The organism is Nocardia heshunensis (assembly GCF_054782115.1).
Genome location: NZ_BAAGTC010000009.1, coordinates 289,301 through 307,533, shown reverse-complemented (window position 1 = coordinate 307,533; position 18,233 = coordinate 289,301). Strand labels below are relative to the sequence as shown.

Here is an 18,233-nt window from a genome sequence, read left to right as displayed (position 1 = left end):
CGAGGGAGAAGTCTGTTATCAGACCATTCGGCTGATTTAGGAGTCACACAATGACGATGATCGGAACCGAACCGCGCACCGAAGCCTGGACCGGATTCAAAGGCGGCCTGTGGCGGGACGCCGTCGACGTGCGCGATTTCATTCAGCAGAACTACCGGCCCTACGAGGGCGACGGCAGCTTCCTCGCCGGAGCGACCGCCCGCACCCTGGGCATCTGGGACAAGCTGAGCGCCATGTTCCCGGCCGAGCGCGAGCGCGGCATCTACGACGTGGACCAGCACACCCCTTCGACCATTACCGCGCACGAGCCGGGCTACATCGACGAGGACACCGAGCTCATCGTCGGCCTGCAGACCGATGCGCCGCTGAAGCGGGCGATCATGCCCTACGGCGGCTACCGCATGGTGCAGACCAGCCTCGCCGCCTATGGCGTGGAGGAGGACCCGCGCGTCGCGGAGATCTTCACCAAGTACCGCAAGACCCACAACGACGGCGTCTTCGACGCCTACACCGCCGATATCCGGGCCGCCCGCAGCGCGGGCATCGTGACCGGATTGCCGGATGCCTACGGCCGCGGCCGCATCATCGGCGACTACCGTCGCGTCGCCCTTTACGGTGTCGACAAGCTGATCGAGGCCAAGCAGGCCGATCGCGTCGCCCTCGACGATCTGTGGGCCGATGACGAAACCATCCGTCGCCGTGAGGAAGTCAGCGAGCAGATCCGCGCACTCGGCGAGCTGAAGGAGATGGCCGCCGCCTACGGCTTCGACATCTCCAAGCCCGCGAGCACCGGCCAGGAGGCCATCCAGTGGCTGTACTTCGCGTACCTGGCCGCGGTGAAGGAGCAGAACGGCGCGGCGATGTCGTTGGGCCGCACCGCGAACTTCGTGGACATCTACCTGGAGCGTGACCTGGCCGAGGGCCTGATCACCGAGGAGCGCGCGCAGGAGCTGGTCGACGACTTCGTGATCAAGCTGCGCATCGTGCGCTTCCTGCGTACCCCGGAGTACGACGAGCTGTTCTCCGGCGACCCGACCTGGGTGACCGAGTCCATCGGCGGCATCGGCTCCGACGGGCGACCGCTGGTGACCCGCACCAGCTTCCGCTACCTGCAGACCCTCTACAACCTGGGCCCGGCTCCCGAGCCGAACCTGACCGTGTTCTGGTCACCGGCACTGCCGACCGGTTTCAAGCGCTTCTGCGCCAAGGTGTCCATCGACACCAGCTCCATCCAGTACGAGTCGGATGAGCTGATGCGGCCGCGCTACGGCGACGACACCGCGATCGCCTGCTGTGTGTCGGCCATGGAGGTCGGCAAGCAGATGCAGTTCTTCGGCGCGCGGGTGAATCTCGCCAAGACGCTGCTGTACGCCATCAACGGCGGGCGGGACGAGAAGAAGGGCAAGGTCGTCGCGCACGGCTTCGAGCCGATCACCGCGGACGTCCTCACCTACGAGGAGGTCGACGCCAAGCTCGATCAGCTGATGGACTGGCTGGCCAAGACCTACGTCCACGCGCTCAACGTCATTCACTACATGCACGACAAGTACGCCTACGAGCGCATCGAGATGGCGTTGCACGACCTGGATGTGCGTCGCACCATGGCCTGCGGCATCGCCGGTCTGGCCGTGGCCGCCGACTCGCTCTCGGCCATCAAGTACGCCAAGGTGACTCCTGTTCGTGACGAGACCGGCCTGGCCACCGATTACGTGATCGAGGGCGACTTCCCGAAGTTCGGCAACAACGACGACCGCGTCGACTCCATTGCCGCCGAACTGGTGGAGCGGTTCATGCAGAAGGTCCGCAAGTACCCGACCTACCGCAATGCCGAGCACACCCAGTCGGTGCTGACCATCACCTCGAATGTGGTGTACGGCAAGAAGACCGGCAATACCCCCGACGGTCGTCGGGCGGGCGAGCCGTTCTCGCCGGGCGCCAACCCGATGAACGGCCGCGACACCCACGGCATCGTGGCCTCGGCCATGTCGGTTGCCAAGCTGCCGTACGAGCATGCGACGGACGGTATTTCGCTGACCACCACGGTGACGCCGCAGGGTCTGGGGCGTAGTGCCGAGGAGCGCATCACCAACCTGGTGGGCGTGATGGACGGATACGTCGCGACCAACGGCTTCCATATGAACGTGAACGTGCTCAATCAGGACACGTTGCTGGATGCCATGGAGCACCCGGAGAACTACCCGCAGTTGACGATTCGCGTCTCGGGCTACGCGGTGAACTTCGTTCGCCTGACCCGCGAGCAGCAGCTCGACGTCATCAACCGCACCTTCCACGCGAGCCTGTAACCCGCCCGCGCCGACATCGAAAGGTTGAAAGTCATGTCCACACCGGTCCTGCTGCAGCCGAGCATCGATGTCGGCGCACCCGGCGGTGACTCGCTCACCGGATCCGTTCACTCCTGGGACATCTCGACCGGGGTGGACGGGCCGGGCACCCGCTTCGTCACCTTCCTGAGTGGCTGCCCGCTGCGGTGCCTGTACTGCCAGAACCCCGATACGTGGTTGCGCGACAACGGAACTCGCATGAGTGTCGACGATGTGCTCGGCGAGGCGGCCAAATTCGTGCCGTTCATCCGTGCCTCCGGCGGTGGCGCGACCATCAGCGGCGGGGAACCACTGCAGCAGCCCAAGTTTGCGACCACCCTGCTGCAGGGGTTCCAAGGTCTCGGACTGTCCACTGCGCTGGATACTTCCGGCTACCTGGGGCGCCTTGCCTCCGATGAGCTGCTCGCGGCCACGGACCTGGTGCTGCTGGATATCAAAGCCGGACAGCCCGAGACCTACCGTCGCCTGACCTCCCGCGATTTGCAGCCGACCCTCGACTTCGCGGTCAAGCTGGCCAAGCGGGGCAAGCGGGTGTGGCTGCGGTACGTGCTGGTCCCCGGCATCACCGACGCGATCGAGGAGATCGGCGCGGTCGCCGGATTCGCGGGCGGGCTGGGCAATATCGAACGGGTAGATGTGCTCCCGTTCCACACGCTGGGCCAATCCAAGTGGGAGGCCCTCAACCGTCGTTTCGTGCTCGCTGACACCCCGACACCGACCTCCGAGCAGCTCGAAGAGGCACGAGACGTTTTCCGGGCCGCGGGTTTGACGGCCTACTAGACCTTGTCGGGGACAAGGAACAGGGAATGAGCGCGGCGGGTAGTGGAGGTTTCGGACCACCACCCGCCGCGTTCGCTACCCGGATCCGCACCGACCACCTGCGAGGATGATCACCGTGGACAACTCAGACAAGATCCGAGTCTTCCTGCTCGACGACCACGAGATCGTGCGTCGCGGCCTGCAGGACCTGCTGGAGGCCGAGGGCGACATCACGGTCGCGGGCGAGGCCGGCACCGCCGCCGAGGCGCTGCGCCGCGTCCCCGCCGTGCGACCCGATGTGGCGGTCCTCGACGTCCGGCTCGAGGACGGCGACGGCGTGACCGTCTGCCGCGACCTGATGTCCGAGATGCCCGATCTGAACGTCCTCATGCTCACCTCGTTCTCCGATGACGAGGCGCTGCTGGGCGCGGTGCTGGCGGGCGCGAAAGGCTATGTGCTCAAGCAGCTTCGCGGGCCGCAACTGGTGAACGCGATCCGCCGCGTGGCCGCCGGGGAATCCCTCATCGACCCGCGCACCGCCGCCGAGGTGACCTCGCGGTTGCAGGAACGCACCCCCGCCAACCCCCTCGCGGATGTCGATCTGACCGAGCGGGAGAAGCAGATTCTGCTGCATATCGGGCAGGGGCTGTCCAACAAGGAGATCGCGGGGAAGATCTACCTCTCCGAAAAGACGGTCCGCAACTACGTCTCCGCCCTACTCGGCAAACTCGGCCTGGCCCGCCGCTCCCAGGCCGCCATCCTCGCCGAACACCTGCGCCACGAGCACGGCGACAACTGGGCCGACGGCGTCCGCTGAATCCCCTTCGGACACAGGCTCGCACAACCGGCAACCGCGCACAGGTTCGCACGACCACTGTCGCTATGTCAGGCTCGTAGGCCCGGTAACCACGATCAGGGGTTCAGTGACTGCCGTACCCGGGCCGCCTCTCGGGTCAGGTGGTCGCGCTCGGGCATGTTGGTGGCCACTCGGGACGCCTCTGCATACAGGGCGGCGGCCTGCTCGAGCTCGCCTGCGCGTTCATGGAGGTAGGCGAGAACCGCGGTGTAGCGCGGCAACTCCGGGTCCAGGTCGACCAATGCGGCCAGACCGGCGTGGGGTCCATCGGCCTCGCCGACCGCCACCGCGCGGTTCAGGCGCACGATCGGGCTGTCGGTCAGGTGCAGCAGTTCGTCGTACCACTCCACGATTTGGACCCAGTCTGTTTCTGCCGCGGCCGGGGCGTCGGCGTGCAGGGCGGCGATCGCGGCCTGGGCCTGGAATTCGCCGAGCCGGTCGCGAGCCAGCGCGGTCTGCAGAATCTCCGCGCCCTCGGCGATAGCTCCTGTGTCCCACAGGGATCGGTTCTGTTGTGCGAGCGGCACCAGTCGGCCGCCCTCGCCCGTGCGCGACGCCCGGCGGGCATCATGCAGCAGCATGAGTGCCAGCAGCCCCGCGACCTCGGGATCGTCGGTGGCGACCGTGAGCTGGCGGGTGAGGCGGATGGCCTCGGCGGCAAGGTCGACATCGCCGCTGTAGCCCTCGTTGAAGACGAGGTAGAGCACGCGCAGCACCGTCGGGAGATCGCCGGGGCGGTCGAGTGGCTCGCCCGCGATGCGCCGCTTGGCGCGGCTGATCCGTTGCGCCATGGTCGCTTCCGGGACCAGGTAGGCCGCCGCGATCTGTCGGGTGGTCAGACCACCGACCGCGCGCAAGGTCAGAGCAACGGCCGACCCGGGCGACAGGGACGGGTGCGCGCACAGGAAGTACAGCCACAGCGTGTCGTCCGTGCCGGAGACCGGGCCCGACTCCGGCTCGATCTCCACGGCGAGTTCCCTTCCCCGCCGGGAGTTCTCGGAGCGCGCGGCATCGACGAACTTGTGCCAGGCGGCAGCGACGAGCCAGCCCTTGGCATCGCGCGGCGGATCGTCCGGCCAGGTCTCCAAGGCCCGGATCAGCGCTTCCTGCACCGCGTCCTCGGCCGCCGCGAAATCGGCTCCGCGGCGAACGAGGATGCCGATCACCGCGGGGACGAGGTCGCGCAGCACTGCCGGGTTTACTGGCAGCACAGCTTCGTTCACTCGGTCACCGTGGGCAGGCCGGTGAAGAACGGCCGGATCTCCAGCCACTCCAGGATCGGTTTGCCGCCCGCGCCGGGAGCCGCCGACAGTTCGGCGGCCAGTTCGAGTGCCCGCTCATAGGTTTCGACGTCGATGATCGTCCATCCGGCGATCAGGTCCTTGGTTTCCGCGAACGGGCCGTCGGTCACCGGCGGGCGGCCCTCGCCGTCGGAGCGGACGAAGGTGCCCTGCGGCGACAGCGCTTGATGCTCGACGAATTCGCCGGTCTGCTCGAGTCGCGTGGCGAAATCCGTCATGTATTGCACGTGGGCGGTGAGTTCCTCGGGCGTCCACTGGTCCATCGGCACGTCATTGGCGGGCGTCGGCGCGCCCCGATAGTGCTTGAGCAGCAGGTATTTCGGCATGATGGTCTCCTTCGGCTTCAGGCGTCGGTTCGCTTCAAGCGTCCTGGCGTTCGGCCCGCTGCCGGACCAACTCCTCGACCGCGGACGGCAGGGTGGTTTCGAAGTCGATGAGTTTCGCCCAGGTCGGGGTAATGACGATCCGGACCATACCGTCGTACAGCGACCGCACCTCGGCCTCCCACTCGACGCGCTGCTCCGGGCTCATCTCGTAGCTGCCGTTCATCTGCAGGTACTCCTCCGGAATCCCGTCCACCACGTCCAGCTCCACGGAACCGCGGATGAGCAGGATCTTGGGCGGGTGCACCTCGGTATCGATCGTCAACGCGACCTGCGGATTGTGCCGCAGCGACGCCAGTTTCGGCGCGTTCTTCGTCGTGCACACAACGATCTGCGTGCCGTTCCAGGTGAAGGCGATGGGGATGTTGCGCGGCGACCCATCCTTGGCCACGTAGGCCATCCGCAGCAGATCCCGAGCCAGCAACTCCTGGCTGATCGGACGGTCCAGAATCGCGGTGATCTCGTTCCACTGCATCGTTCGCTCCTTCGTCGATGTCGAGCCCGTTTTCGGCTGCTCGTACCCCTGGGACGGAGCCATCCACCCGTTCTCGACATCCCCCGCCAAGAATTTTCGAAATTATTCGCCGGCGGTCGCGTCGGCTGGTGCGTTGGCAGCATTGGCCCGGGCGATCTCGACCATATGATCTTCGGCCCAGGTCCGCAGCGCCGCCAACGGAACTTCCAGCGACAAGCCCAATGCGGTCAGCCGATAGTGCACCCGCGGCGGCACCGTCGGCTCCACCCGCCGAGTGACCAGACCATCCTTGACCAGGTTCTGCAGCGTCACCGACAGCATCTTCTGCGACACCCCGGGCATTCGCCGCCGCACCTCGGCAAACCGCACCTCCCCCGGATCCGCCTCCGCGAGCACCTTCACCGCCATCGACGTCCACTTCGTCCCGATGCGATCCAGCAGCTGCCGTGTCGGACATTGACTATCGAACAGATCCCCCCGACGCGGCGCCGCCGCGTCCACCGATCGAGCAGTCACCTGGACCTCACCACCTGTACTCGAAGTGCCGTCTAGGCAGCACCACCGAAGTTACTTACCGTTTTCTGGTAACCAATAGTAACCACCCAGGAGGCCCTGTGTCCCTCACACAGCTACCCCATGCCCCGTCCATCGAGCTGCGCCAGATCGAAACCAACGGCATCCGAGCCAACGTCGCGATATCCGGCTCCGGCCCCGCAGTCGTTCTCCTGCACGGCTTCCCCCACACCTGGCAACTGTGGACCGAAATCATCGGCCCCCTCTCCACCCACCACCGAGTAATCGCCCCCGACCTCCGCGGCTTCGGCGCCACCACCCGAGCCGCGACCGGCTACGACGCCGCCACCCTCGCCACCGACATCATCGGCATCCTCGACGCCCTGAACGAACCCACCGCCTCCATAGTCGCCATCGACGCAGGCACCCCCGTCGCCTTCCTCCTCGCCCTACGCCACCCCGACCGGGTCCGACGGCTGGTACTCATGGAAGCCCTCCTGGGCACCCTCCCCGGCGCCGAGGACTTCCTAGCCGCAGGCCCGCCCTGGTGGTTCGGCTTCCACGCCGTCCCCGATCTAGCCGAAACGGTCCTGCGCGGCCATGAGGCGACCTACATCGATTGGTTCCTAACCACCGGCACCCGCGGCCACGGCATCCGCCCAGACATCCGCAACGCCTTCACCAACGCGTTCACGGGAACCGACGCCCTACGCTGCGCCTTCTCCTACTACCGCGCCCTACCAACCACCGCCCGGCAAATCAATGACGCCGTAGCGACCACCCGACTCACCACCCCCACCTTGGCAATCGGCGCTCACCCGGTCGGCGACACACTCGAGCGTCAACTCCGCCCCATCACCGATAACCTTGTAGGCCAAGTAATCCCGGACTGCGGCCACATAATCCCCCTGGACCGCCCCCAAGAACTCCTCACCCTCCTCCTCCCTTACTTGCGCCGGTCATCTCGCCTGGTGGCGGCCTCGGAAATCAACTCCCGCGCCGCTTCCCCGGTCACGGACTGACCCGCCAGGACTTCAAATGTCCGGTGGTACAGCTTGATCTCTCGTGGCTGAGTGATCGTCAACTCCGCGGTAATCCCTTCGACGGTTACCCGTCGCTCATCGAACATGACGAAGTTCGTCAGCTGCATCGGAAGCTCGGTACCCAGGGGGACGATCCCGAACGTGACGCGGGGCAACCCCATTGCCGCTATCAGCCGGTCCAGCTGTCCCCTCCTCACCGGGTCGCCACCGACATTGTTGTATAGGGCTTGCTCACCCATCAGCAGATGAAACCGGCGGTCCCCCTTGTACAGAACCTGCTGCCGTTCAATACGTTTGGCTACACCCTCATCCAAGTCATCAGGTATCCCATGGAACTTGATAGACCTCCGCAGTACCGCCGAAGCGTATTCGGCGGTCTGAAGCAATCCGGGTACAAGCGACGGCTGATACACCCGAATCACCTTGGCCTGCTGCATCAGACGCAGGATCTCGTGCTGCTTCTGCTTGGTCCCACCGCTGAGGGTTCGACGCCACTCCCGGTACGCGGCGTCTATGTTCCGCAGAGACGCAACAAGGTCCGGTATCTCGCTCTCAGCCCCGGCGAGCTCGCACCACAGCTGAATATCGACCACCGAGGGCTTCGTCTTACCGTATTCGATCTTGGGAACCCTGGTCTGATGCCAGCCCGCCCTACGAGCAAACTCGCTACCGCTGAGACCGGCAGACTGGCGAAGCGCCCGGAGACGTTCCCCGAGCGCTTCCCGTTGTTGCTGTACCGAATCAGCCACCGGTCAGACTTCACCCACGTATTCCCGGAACGGCACCGCGGATTGCCACAGTTTCTCCTTCACGCTTCGGCAGTGCGCGGCTATGCCGGGGTCCGTGGTGATGGCCGCACCTGCAGGCTGCCCATCATCGTCCACCAGGTTGAAACCCACGGTGGTGTCGTCGAACAGCCACCAGTCATCCGATGGCACGTCACCGGCGAGATGCCGGGGTAGATACCGAATGTCTTCCCCTGCCTCGACATTGCCAGCTGTGATGGACAGCAGCCAACGCTGATAGTCCGAGTGCGGCTCGGTGACCACCCGGACACGGGCAACTCCGACACCCCGGCTGACGGTCTCCCGAACAAGCTCTGTCCACGGACGCGCACCGTACTCCGGTACCGGTGATTCGCCATTCATGAACCGCCGCAACGGTTCTGATTCGGCAGGCACGGAATAGCTGTCCCGCACCTCGAGGTGGAATGCCTCGCGTTGGGCCTCCCTGAACAGCTCAGGCCACGGGCTAGGCTGCCGCAGTAACACCGTAGAAAGTCCTCTCAGCCTTGGGCACTTCGATAGCGGTCTCGTGAGACTCCATGTCCAGCAGGACCACGGTCTGACCATCTGTGATCGGTCGGCCGGACACCAGGAACGTTCCCCGGCCGGTATCGGTCATGGTGGCACCAACGAAGGTATCCGGCTCCGCGAACCCCACCAGCAGATGCGGAATCTCGACCGTCTCCGGCGTCTCGGTCTTCCAGCCCACGACAACATAAGTGCTGGCGTCGGTCGCGTACAGCGAGGGGCACTCGCCGTCGCCCGAACCACCCTTGCCCAGGAATTTCAACAACATGATGACGCTCCTATCTGGACTAGGCGCAACTATGCTTGCGCATCCCGATTGTCCCGCTGAGATGTTTGGCCCAACCACCGAATAGGCCAATTTCGGCATAGTTCGGCATAGGTATGGCTTGGAGACTCACACGCTTCGTAGCGTCGGTCTATCCACCAGCGACACCAGGGGCAGCCATGACTGATCCAAGCGAGGGCGTGCCGCGTACCAGGCTGTTCCAATTCCCCGGCGGCGTACTGGAACTCCAGTGCAGCAGCCAGGACCCGACCGACGACTACGGCGGCTTCTTCCTTCAACTCCGCGACTCCACGGCCCTCGACGGCCACGACGATCGAAGGGCGGTTATGCGGTACACACCCACCGCGCTCGGGTATCTGCGCACTGACGTCTCCGGCGTGGGCCAGCTGTGGGATGAATCCGAGATACGAAGGCTTGCAGCACGATACGGGTACGATCTGGCCGAGATCGTGGTCTACGACCCGATCAGCGGTCGGCCACCGTTTGCGCGGTTGAAGGCCCAAGCGACCCGGCTGGATGCCGAAGCGGTCTTCGTGCCGTCGCTCCAGCATTTCGAGAACGGCGAGGCACCAGGCTCGCTGGTGCAGCGGCTGGACGTGGTGACCGTGCACCCCGAATCAACGTATTCGCCGCGGACGGCGCCTCTTTCGAGCCGTTCCGACGCTCCACAATGACGGCGACATTCCGACCGGACGTTATGCCTCGGGGGTCAGAATATGCTGCGGCACAACGTGATTCGCTCCTACAATTAGCGGGCAGTTTCCGGCGCGGTGCCGGGGCGCCTATGCAGAATCGCAGGTGAATCACCATGCGCATCCTTCTCTACGGCTGCGGCGACTTCTCCAATGTGATCGAGACCCTGTCCTTCATCAAGCAACAGCTGGGGTACCCGCCCTTCCAGCCGGTCGATGCAGCGCATGCCAAACCCAGCGACGATGTGCTGGCCACCGAGCTACGCAGCGAGAACGAACTGCTGAAGGTATACGGCGACAAGGTCGCCGCGAATGTCCAGGCCCTCGGAAATGCCGGTGTCGCAGTCGGATTCCAAACGGACGCCGCCGGCCATTACCCCGCCGGGCGATGGGATCTGATCATCTTCCGCAATCCGCACACCGGAACCTACGGCAACAGCCGAGACCCCGGCATGTCGACGTATCTGGAGTCGAGCACCGACAATCAGAAACTGCTGGTCGCCACCCTGGCGAACGCCAACGACATCCTGGTTGCCGGCGGACGCATTCTCATCACCGCCGTCGGCTGGCCCTATATCGGCAAGAACCCCAAGGGCGACCTGGGATTGAAGGGCATGCAACTCGAGGTCCCGGACTTCGCCGCCGAGTACGGCCATACGGCCGGACTCAAACACGTGGCCAATCTCGAGCTCGGCAAGATGTGGGTCGCACGCAACCAGGGCACGACCTTCGTCGCCGAAGAACTCGGGATCCTCTATCAGAAATAGGAGTCGGTGTCCCGACTCTGCTTTGACCATGGGCCACTCGACATTCGGGAGACGGGTGGTTCGTTAACGCTTGGGGTTGGGGTTTGCGATCTTGGATCGGCGATGGCGCGCGCTTCCCTGCGTCTCGTCCGGTTGGTGCTCCGGGAGCAGTCGAGGCGGACCCCGACCCGCCTCGTCCTCGGAGTGGCGACGTGAGGCCCCCGGTTCGGGTTTACCCGGGCCGGGGGTTTCACAGTGTCAGGGGTGGGTCCAGGATTGGGCGGTGTCGGTGAGGTTCCACCAGGAGACGTGGTGAGGTGGTTGGGATTTCAGGGTCCAGGTGGAGGCTAGGGATTCGAAGAAGGGGGTGCCGGCGGTTTTGCCGCCGGGGGGCTCGCCGATGTAGATGAGGTGGGTGCCGCCTGCGTGGGTGTAGTCGGCGAGGGCTTTGGAGGCCATGGGGTTGTCCCAGCCGGGGGGCCAGCACAGGAGTAGGACGTGGTTGTCGCGGCCTGCGTTGGTGGCGGCACTGGCGGTATCGGCGTGTACGGGATGCCAGAGGTCGGGTTGGCCCGAACAGGCTGGGAAAGAGGGGTTTTCGGTGGTTCCTGGGGGCTCGGAGTCGAAGGCGTGGACCGTCAGGCCTGCGCGGGACAGTTGGGCGGCCCAATAGCCGCGGCCGGCACCGATTTCGGTGAGGGGGCGACCGGCGCACGCTTCGGCCAGCCACTCGATCGTGGCGGGTGCGGGGATCGCGTAGGCGTAGGCCGCCTGCAGGATCGTTTGGGCGAAGGCGAGTCTCGGACTTCCGTTGACCCGGCCGCCGTCGACGACTCGGCGTCCGGCCACCTCGGAGACGGACGGGGCGACGATGTCCCAGTACGGGTTGTCCGAGGTGCCGCCGGTCAGATAGTGCACCAACCGCAGGTCGAAGGCCGCGTCGGCGCGGTCGTCACCCGTGCCGGGCAGGCGGGCGGCGGTGTCGAGATACTCTGCCACCCTGGGGAATTCGGCCCGTAGACGGGGTTCGTCGCCGAGCAGCTCCATCAGTTCGGTCCGGCGGTGCGGGGTGAGCGCGAGATCGGTCACCCGATCGATTCTGCCGCCGCCGCAGCGGCTCCGGGAGTGTGTCGCCCGAAATGCGTTGGCTAGAGGCGCAGACCGTCGACGAGGGCCAGCACCGCGGGTTCGGTTTGCAGCCGGGCGGCTTCCGGGTCCTCGGCATTGGCGATGAACATGGCGGCCTCGCCGAGCGCCGAGAGGATCAGCAGTGACAGCGGGCGAATGTCGAGGTCGCCGCGCAGGGCACCCGCCGCGATACCCGCCTGCAGACCCGCGACGACCAGACCGAGGCCGTACTTCTCGTCGACCTCCCGCCACTCCTGCCACCCCAGCACGGACGGCGCGTCGATGAGGGCGATGCGGACGCGTTCGGGGTCGACGCACGAAAGCAGGAAGTTGTGCAGTCCGGCCTCGAGCCCGGCCATGGCGTCGGTGGGCGGGGCCTGGGCCATGGTGTCGGCGACCTGCTGCAGGATCTCCTGCTGGACCTGCTCGTAGACCGCCCGGAACAGGTCTTTCTTGTCCTTGAACTGGTGGTACAGCGCACCGCGGGAGCTGCCGGCGCGCTCCACGATCTCGGGGGTGCCGACCGCGGCGTATCCGCGTTCGGCGAAGAGTTCGCGCGCGGCGGCTATCAGGGCCGCGCGGGTCGACTCGGATCGTTCGGCCTGCCTGATCATCGACACCTTTCCTGGCTCAGTTGTGGGGATCGTATCGCGAAACCATTGAAAACAGGCAGCCTGTTTGTTACTTTGAAATCCTCTTCACCGTCACAGCTCCAGAGGGAGTCATCCAGATGACGAACACCATCAGCCCCGAATCCCGCGCCGGTTGGCGCGCCCCCGCCCTCGGCACCCGGCGCGAGCTCACCCTGCCGCAAGGTCGACTGACCGTCTTCGACAGCGGCAGTGGCGATCCCATCGTTTTCGTGCACGGCCTGCTGGTCAACGCGAACCTGTGGCGCAAGGTGATTGCGCCGCTTTCTCGTGAATTCCGCTGCGTGGCAGTCGATCTGCCGTTCGGCTCGCACACCACCGCCATGCCCGACGCCGACCTGACCCCGCCCGGCCTGGCCCAGCTGGTCATCGCGGCCATCGAGAAACTGGAACTGGGCCCGGTCACGTTGGTGGGCAACGATTCCGGCGGCGCGGTGAGCCAGCTGGTCGTCGCCGCCCGCCCGGATCTCGTCGCGCGCCTGGTGCTGACCTGCTGCGACGCCTACGAGAACTTCCCGCCCCCCTTCTTCAACTACGTCGGCCTGGCCGCCCGCACCCCCGGCGCCCTGACCGCGCTCGCCCTGTCGCTGCGCATCCGCGCCACCCGCCGCCTGCCCATCGCGTACGGCTGGCTGATGCGCGGCGCGCTCGACCCCGCGGTCGGCGACTCCTACGCGCTGCCGGTCAACGATCGCGCCATCCGCGAGGATGTGCGCCGGGCCATCACCGGCCTCGACAGTCAGTATCTGCTCACCGCCGCAAAGACTTTCGCCGATTTCAAACAGCCGGTGCTGCTGGCCTGGTCAGCCGGGGATCGCTTCTTCCCGGAGCGCTACGCCGAACGCCTCGCCGCCGATTTCCCCGACTCCCGTATCGAATGGATCCACGACGCCCGCACCTTCTCCGCCGAGGATCAGCCCGCTCAGCTGACCGCCGCCATCTCGAAGTTCCTCGCCGAGGCCCGCGAAACGAACCCGCAATGACCGTGCTCGACCACGGGGCGACCGCGCGCGAGCAGGCGATCACCGCACGCGATCTGCCCCACCTCGCCGGCGTCGAGCACCGTTTCCTCGACGTCGGCGGGTTGCGCACCCACGTGGCACTGGCGGGCAGCGGCGAACCGCTGCTTCTGCTGCACGGCTGGCCGCAGCACTGGTGGCAGTGGCGGCACCTGATCGGCCCACTGGCGCAACAGTTCCGGGTGATCTGCCCGGATCTGCGCGGCCTCGGCTGGACCGATGCACCCAAGTCCGGCTACCGGCCCGCCGTCATGGCCGACGACATCTCGGGCCTGCTCGACCAACTCGGCGTCGACCGCTTCCACGCGATCGGCCACGACTGGGGCGGCCTGGTGGGATATCTACTGGCGCTGCGCTTTCCGGACCGCATGCGGCATTACATCGCCATCAATACGGTGAGCCCGTTCCTGCGCCCGAGCCCGCGCGTGCTGGCCGACGGCCTCCGGCTGTGGCATATCGCGGCGAATGCCACGGGTCCGGGACTTGCGGCCCATGCCATTCCGGCGTGGGCGCTGGATCACTGGATTCACCGCTCCGAGGCGATGACCGCCGCAGACCGGGCCGTCTTCCTCGACCAGTTCGCGGAACCGGCCCGGGTCGAGGCGACCGTGAGCTACTACCGCAATCTGATCGCCCGGGAGATCCCGCTGCTGCTGGCGGGTCAATACCGCTGGTCTCCGCTACGGGTGCCGACCATGGTCGTCGTCGGCAGTCAGGATCCGCTGCTCCCGGTCACCGCCGCCTGCGATTTCGGTTCGCTCGCAACGGATATCCGATTCGAGGTGTTCGAGGACGCGGGACACTTCCCCGCCACCGAGCAACCGGAACGGGTCACGGCACTGGCGCTGGAGTTCTTCGGTCAGAAGTCGCCGCCGTCGAACCCGTCGAAGCCGCCGAAGTCTCCGTAATCACCGAAGTCCGCGCCGCCCAGATCGGCACCGGGATCCATGCCGCCCTGGTCGTAACCGCCTTGGTCGAGACCGCCCTGGTCGTAGCCGCCGTCCGCCCCGGCGTCGAAGCCCGCCTGATAGCCGTCGCCGTAACCGTTTTCGAAGGCGGCGGAGTCATAACCGACCCCGGACATCCCGCTGAAGAGCGAGTTGAACAGGACCGCGGAGCCGACACCCCAGGCCCCGGCGACCAGGGCGGTCTTCCACCAAGGCTCGGAGTACCAACCGGCCGGGACGGGTCGACCCGCGACCCGGCCACCCGGGTAGTAGTTCGGGGTGGACGCCGACGGCGTGGGCGAGGCTTCGACCCGACGACCGTCGAAGTCGATGGCCCGCTCCTCGGTGACACTGCCCGCGCTGCGCTGCCCGTCCAGTTCGGGAACGGCCGGTCCCGGATCCATCCCCATGGCGGCCCGGGCGGCCCGCACGTAGTAGAGCCCCTCGAGCGCGGTTTCCTTCGCGAGCCGAGCCTGCGCGGGGGTCGTGGCCTGTTCGATCTGGGAGCCCGCGGCATTGAACCGCTCCCCCGCGTCGACCAGCGCCTGCTTGGAGGCGGCATCGGTGCCGCCGAGGTTGTAGACCTGCCCGCCGAGCCGCTCGATCACCCGGCGCGCATCCGCTTTCGCGTCCGCGAGCGCCAGGTCCGAGCGCGAGCGTTGAGCCCGGTTGACCACCACCACACCCAGCAGCACAACCAGTACGACGAGCAAGAGAACGACGACCGTAGCCATGCGCCCAGCCTACGCAGCAAAATTCGCTGAACAGTTGCCACTCGCTCTGAGCTGAATGAAGATCGCGACTCCGGCCGGGGCGACGCTGCCCTGCGGCCAGGGTGGGATCGCTATCCGGCCACGGCCGCGAAGCGCTCGGTGCGGCGGGCTGGTTCAACCTCCTCTTCGTCCGGCTCTGCCACCGCAAACTGGCGCTTACCAGCGGTTTTGGCCGAATACATGGCACGATCCGCGCTGCGCAGCAGATCCGAGAAATCGCATTCACGGCCCGGCGAACAGAAGGCGGTACCGACACTCGCCGACGCCGGAACATGCCCGGCGGCCGTCGGCACCGGCTCGCACAGGGCCGACAGCACTCGCATCGCAAGCTCGGCGAGGGTATTGCGCCGCGCCGGCACCGCGACCACGAACTCGTCGCCGCCGTAGCGCGCGATCACCGCCTCGGCCGGACAGGCCGCGCGCAGTCGCTGCGCGATGGTGACCAGCACCTCGTCGCCGACGGTGTGGCCGTAGCCGTCGTTGATCTGCTTGAAGTCGTCGAGATCGATGAGCAGCAGCCCCACGCCGCGGGCCGGATCGGTGGACATCACCCGCACCCGCTCCTGCAGCAGCGAGCGATTGGCCAGATCGGTCAGCACATCGTGGGTGGCCTCGTGCCGCAGCCGCGTCTGCAACGCCGCGATCTCCTGCACCCGCACCGACACCGCCTCCGAGAGACTGCGTTCCTGCTGGGCGAGGGCCCGCTGCTGCAGCGCCTCGGCATAGGCGTCGATGGCCTGGCTGGCGATGAAGGACCAGCGGGTCGCGATCAGCGAACCCCGCAGTCCCGGTGAGAGACCCAGCAGCGCGCGGCTGGCGGGCGCCAGCATGCGGGTGCGGTCGAACGGCGATTCGGCCAGGCTGCGACCGAGGCGGCGGGCCTCCTTCACCGGAAACGGTTCGGACCCGGCCAATTCCAGCAGCTCACCGATGAGACTGCCGAAGATGCGCTCGAGATCGTCGGCGGGAACCGCGGGCGTCTGCCCGAGTGCGACGCTGTTCGCGCCGGGGTGCACGGCCCGCACCCATTCCCGGATGGTCACCGCCACAATGGCGGAGGTTCGCGTGTCGAGACGGATGGACATCTGCGTTCACCCGGCGAACTTGAAGCCAGGACCAGCGGCCGCGCCGGTCACGCCCTTCGGATCGAACTCACTACTACGCGGTCGGCCACACCAGTGGTGCATGCTCACCGCCCCCTTTCCGATACCCCCGTCCGGACAAAAAGGATCCTAGCAAGCCACCCGACATCGAAAAGCCCTGATTCAGAACGGGTTCCCGCTGTCTCGCGAATGGCGATCGCTTGGTCATCGCTCTCGTCACGGCGGTGTTACACCCGTTTCCGGCATGTTTTCCGCGACGCGCCGGACACCGGGTGCGACCGGCCGTGACGTGCGGCGACGGGACCTGATTGGCATTCCGGGAGTGAGGTTCGGTACAGTGCTCAACGCACGCGGCATCCACGGATGCGGTGACTGCGGGTGTAGTTCAATGGTAGAACCTCAGCCTTCCAAGCTGATGGTGCGGGTTCGATTCCCGTCACCCGCTCTTCCCCCTCACGGGGTCACGGGGTGTAGCGCAGCTTGGTAGCGCATCCGCTTTGGGAGCGGAGGGTCGCAGGTTCAAATCCTGTCACCCCGACCAGATTCCTTCTCCACCAGGCATTTCGGCGGGTCCCGAATCGGGCTCGCGCCTCCCCCGAGCACCCCAAACATGGTGTGCTGTATGTCACTCACACAAGGTGGGTGAGTTAGAGACTCTTGCAACGCTTTTCGCGAAGTATGCCTGCTTCGAGCGCTGTCACCCGATCCCGCAGCAGCTCGGCGCGCGCCGTCCGCTCGACCGCGTAGGTCGCGCTCGCCGTGAGCTGTCCGGGGTGTTTGCGGTAGTGCAGGCCGACCCGGGGCAGGAACCAGCCTTCCCACCGTGTCGAGACCGTGAGCAGCATTCCGGTGTCCTCGGAGGCGGGCAGCGTCAGCCAGCCGCCCGCGGCGAGCAACAGGTCACGGCGGATGCAGATCGTCGCGGGATGCACGTTGAGCAGGTAGTCGTGCGCGAGCCACCAGGCGGCGATGTCACCGCGGCGGATCGGCCCGCCCGGCGGATCGGTGTCGAAGTGCCGCAGCGACCCGTCAGGCATGAGGTCCAGCGCCCGGCAGGTCGTCCAGCCGATCTCCGGCTCGGCCTCGAGCAATTCGATGCTGTCGGACAAGGCATGCGGGGTGAGGATGTCATCGGAGTCGAGATTGCGGATCAGCTTTCCGGCAGATCGTTCGAGTGCGATATTGCGGGTCGTGCCCGGCCCGCCCCGGGGGCCGGACGCGAGCCGCACGCGCGGGTCGGCACGGGCTTGCGGCGGGAGCCGAACGGGCTCGTCGCCATCGCCCTGCACGATCCATTCCCAGGCCCACCCCTCGGGCAGCAGCTGATCGCGGAGCGATCGGTAGGCGTCCGCGAGGAAGTCGGCCGGGGTGCGATAACAGGGGGTGATGACTGAGATCAGCGCCATTGCCATCGAACCTAGTGCAGGAGTTCCCTCGACCGCACCGGCGAACCCCCGGCCCGATTCTGTTGTGGGCCGGGGGTTCCGCGGGTCAGCTGTTGTCGTGGCCGGTGACCTGGACCGAGCTGACGCGCAGTTCGGGGTCGCCGAGGATCACGTCGCCGGTGATGGTGGCGGTGGCGGTGAAGTAGTCGTTCTCGACGAGGGCGTTGACGCCGGGGCCGGTGAGTTCGACGGAGGTGCCGTTGAGGACGTAGCTGTCGCTCGGGCCCGCGGTGGCGAAACCGGCGTGGCTGTCGCCGGTGACGTTGTACATCTCGCCGTAGATGGTGACCTGCTCGCCGATGTGGTGGGTGTGGTCGGCGAGGATCTCCTTCAGAGCCGCCTCCGAGGCCGGGGACTGCTTCTGAATGGCGACCACGGGCTGGGCCACGGCGGTACCGGCCGCACCGCCCGTGAACGCGACGGCGAGAACGGCGGCGGTGATGAGCTTGCGCATGTGTG

The 18,233-nt window shown here is 66.4% G+C and carries 21 protein-coding genes and 2 tRNA genes; 10 read left to right on the top strand and 13 right to left on the bottom strand.

What is annotated here, in order from left to right; all coding sequences use genetic code 11:
• Window positions 1–50 precede the first annotated feature (50 nt).
• The 3 genes from pflB to ACYVN4_RS29430 all read left to right on the top strand — a co-directional run bounded on the left by pflB (window position 51) and on the right by ACYVN4_RS29430 (window position 3,918).
• Window positions 51–2,303, top strand: coding sequence for a formate C-acetyltransferase (gene pflB / locus ACYVN4_RS29440; RefSeq protein ID WP_460725262.1), 2,253 nt, complete (start codon window positions 51–53; stop codon window positions 2,301–2,303).
• 33 nt (window positions 2,304–2,336) lie between these two features.
• Entirely contained in the window at window positions 2,337–3,122 is a 786-nt protein-coding gene (gene pflA, locus ACYVN4_RS29435; protein ID WP_460725261.1) for a pyruvate formate-lyase-activating protein, read from the top strand.
• Between the two features lie 115 nt (window positions 3,123–3,237).
• Window positions 3,238–3,918 (top strand): response regulator, encoded by a 681-nt coding sequence (locus tag ACYVN4_RS29430; protein WP_460725260.1) that lies wholly within the window; start codon window positions 3,238–3,240, stop codon window positions 3,916–3,918.
• Between the two features lie 95 nt (window positions 3,919–4,013).
• Here ACYVN4_RS29430 and ACYVN4_RS29425 read toward each other — a convergent pair whose 3' ends face one another.
• From ACYVN4_RS29425 to ACYVN4_RS29410, 4 genes are all read right to left on the bottom strand, one after another.
• A complete protein-coding gene (locus ACYVN4_RS29425) occupies window positions 4,014–5,180 on the bottom strand; it encodes an RNA polymerase sigma factor (RefSeq protein ID WP_460725259.1) in 1,167 nt (388 codons plus the stop codon).
• Complete coding sequence (locus tag ACYVN4_RS29420; protein WP_460725258.1) at window positions 5,177–5,584, bottom strand: YciI family protein; 408 nt, start codon at window positions 5,582–5,584, stop codon at window positions 5,177–5,179. Before ACYVN4_RS29420 ends, ACYVN4_RS29425 begins: the two co-directional genes overlap by 4 nt.
• Before the next feature lie 34 nt (window positions 5,585–5,618).
• On the bottom strand, window positions 5,619–6,116 hold the full coding sequence (locus tag ACYVN4_RS29415; protein ID WP_460725257.1) for a pyridoxamine 5'-phosphate oxidase family protein: 498 nt from the start codon (window positions 6,114–6,116) through the stop codon (window positions 5,619–5,621).
• Between the two features lie 102 nt (window positions 6,117–6,218).
• On the bottom strand, window positions 6,219–6,617 hold the full coding sequence (locus ACYVN4_RS29410; protein WP_460725256.1) for a winged helix-turn-helix transcriptional regulator: 399 nt from the start codon (window positions 6,615–6,617) through the stop codon (window positions 6,219–6,221).
• A gap of 113 nt (window positions 6,618–6,730) precedes the next feature.
• Here ACYVN4_RS29410 and ACYVN4_RS29405 point away from each other — a divergent pair, with 113 nt between their 5' ends.
• Window positions 6,731–7,651 carry an alpha/beta fold hydrolase gene (locus ACYVN4_RS29405; RefSeq protein WP_460725255.1) on the top strand — a complete coding sequence of 307 codons (921 nt, stop codon included), beginning with the start codon at window positions 6,731–6,733 and terminating at the stop codon, window positions 7,649–7,651.
• On the opposite strand, the gene ACYVN4_RS29400 is transcribed toward ACYVN4_RS29405, so the two are convergent.
• The 3 genes from ACYVN4_RS29400 to ACYVN4_RS29390 are packed head-to-tail and all read right to left on the bottom strand — an operon-like array spanning window position 7,576 to window position 9,253.
• Window positions 7,576–8,421, bottom strand: a complete 846-nt coding sequence (locus ACYVN4_RS29400; RefSeq protein WP_460725254.1) for a helix-turn-helix domain-containing protein — start codon at window positions 8,419–8,421, stop codon at window positions 7,576–7,578. The genes ACYVN4_RS29405 and ACYVN4_RS29400 overlap by 76 nt on opposite strands.
• 3 nt (window positions 8,422–8,424) lie before the next feature.
• Window positions 8,425–9,024, bottom strand: coding sequence for a DUF6879 family protein (locus tag ACYVN4_RS29395; RefSeq protein ID WP_460725253.1), 600 nt, complete (start codon window positions 9,022–9,024; stop codon window positions 8,425–8,427).
• Complete coding sequence (locus tag ACYVN4_RS29390) at window positions 8,924–9,253, bottom strand: hypothetical protein (RefSeq protein WP_460725252.1); 330 nt, start codon at window positions 9,251–9,253, stop codon at window positions 8,924–8,926. The genes ACYVN4_RS29395 and ACYVN4_RS29390 overlap by 101 nt, the downstream gene beginning before the upstream one ends.
• A 176-nt stretch (window positions 9,254–9,429) precedes the next feature.
• Here ACYVN4_RS29390 and ACYVN4_RS29385 point away from each other — a divergent pair, with 176 nt between their 5' ends.
• Both ACYVN4_RS29385 and ACYVN4_RS29380 read left to right on the top strand, forming a co-directional pair.
• On the top strand, window positions 9,430–9,945 hold the full coding sequence (locus ACYVN4_RS29385; RefSeq protein WP_460725251.1) for a hypothetical protein: 516 nt from the start codon (window positions 9,430–9,432) through the stop codon (window positions 9,943–9,945).
• A gap of 134 nt (window positions 9,946–10,079) precedes the next feature.
• Window positions 10,080–10,730, top strand: a complete 651-nt coding sequence (locus ACYVN4_RS29380) for a Rossmann-like fold-containing protein (RefSeq protein ID WP_460725250.1) — start codon at window positions 10,080–10,082, stop codon at window positions 10,728–10,730.
• 237 nt (window positions 10,731–10,967) lie between these two features.
• On the opposite strand, the gene ACYVN4_RS29375 is transcribed toward ACYVN4_RS29380, so the two are convergent.
• Together ACYVN4_RS29375 and ACYVN4_RS29370 are read right to left on the bottom strand one after the other, a co-directional pair.
• The gene (locus ACYVN4_RS29375; RefSeq protein WP_460725249.1) at window positions 10,968–11,798 is read right to left on the bottom strand and encodes a hypothetical protein; all 831 of its coding nucleotides are present in this window, start codon (window positions 11,796–11,798) and stop codon (window positions 10,968–10,970) included.
• A 59-nt stretch (window positions 11,799–11,857) separates the two neighbouring features.
• Window positions 11,858–12,451, bottom strand: a complete 594-nt coding sequence (locus ACYVN4_RS29370; RefSeq protein WP_460725248.1) for a TetR/AcrR family transcriptional regulator — start codon at window positions 12,449–12,451, stop codon at window positions 11,858–11,860.
• A gap of 116 nt (window positions 12,452–12,567) precedes the next feature.
• Here ACYVN4_RS29370 and ACYVN4_RS29365 point away from each other — a divergent pair, with 116 nt between their 5' ends.
• Window positions 12,568–13,470 carry an alpha/beta fold hydrolase gene (locus ACYVN4_RS29365; protein ID WP_460725247.1) on the top strand — a complete coding sequence of 301 codons (903 nt, stop codon included), beginning with the start codon at window positions 12,568–12,570 and terminating at the stop codon, window positions 13,468–13,470.
• Window positions 13,467–14,414, top strand: a complete 948-nt coding sequence (locus ACYVN4_RS29360) for an alpha/beta fold hydrolase (protein WP_460725246.1) — start codon at window positions 13,467–13,469, stop codon at window positions 14,412–14,414. The genes ACYVN4_RS29365 and ACYVN4_RS29360 overlap by 4 nt, the downstream gene beginning before the upstream one ends.
• Here the strand turns inward: ACYVN4_RS29360 and ACYVN4_RS29355 are convergent.
• The gene (locus tag ACYVN4_RS29355) at window positions 14,366–15,187 is read right to left on the bottom strand and encodes a DUF1542 domain-containing protein (protein WP_460725245.1); all 822 of its coding nucleotides are present in this window, start codon (window positions 15,185–15,187) and stop codon (window positions 14,366–14,368) included. The two genes, ACYVN4_RS29360 and ACYVN4_RS29355, sit on opposite strands and share 49 nt — an antisense overlap.
• 110 nt (window positions 15,188–15,297) lie before the next feature.
• Window positions 15,298–16,311, bottom strand: coding sequence for a diguanylate cyclase domain-containing protein (locus ACYVN4_RS29350; RefSeq protein ID WP_460725244.1), 1,014 nt, complete (start codon window positions 16,309–16,311; stop codon window positions 15,298–15,300).
• A 392-nt stretch (window positions 16,312–16,703) separates the two neighbouring features.
• Between ACYVN4_RS29350 and ACYVN4_RS29345 the strand changes: the two genes are divergently transcribed.
• Window positions 16,704–16,774, top strand: a tRNA-Gly gene (locus ACYVN4_RS29345).
• Between the two features lie 19 nt (window positions 16,775–16,793).
• Window positions 16,794–16,870, top strand: a tRNA-Pro gene (locus ACYVN4_RS29340).
• 106 nt (window positions 16,871–16,976) lie between these two features.
• On the opposite strand, the gene ACYVN4_RS29335 is transcribed toward ACYVN4_RS29340, so the two are convergent.
• Together ACYVN4_RS29335 and ACYVN4_RS29330 are read right to left on the bottom strand one after the other, a co-directional pair.
• Window positions 16,977–17,735: a glycosyltransferase family 2 protein gene (locus tag ACYVN4_RS29335; RefSeq protein WP_460725243.1), complete on the bottom strand. Its 759-nt coding sequence runs from the start codon at window positions 17,733–17,735 to the stop codon at window positions 16,977–16,979.
• Between the two features lie 85 nt (window positions 17,736–17,820).
• A complete protein-coding gene (locus ACYVN4_RS29330) occupies window positions 17,821–18,228 on the bottom strand; it encodes a hypothetical protein (protein ID WP_460725242.1) in 408 nt (135 codons plus the stop codon).
• Window positions 18,229–18,233 lie beyond the last annotated feature (5 nt).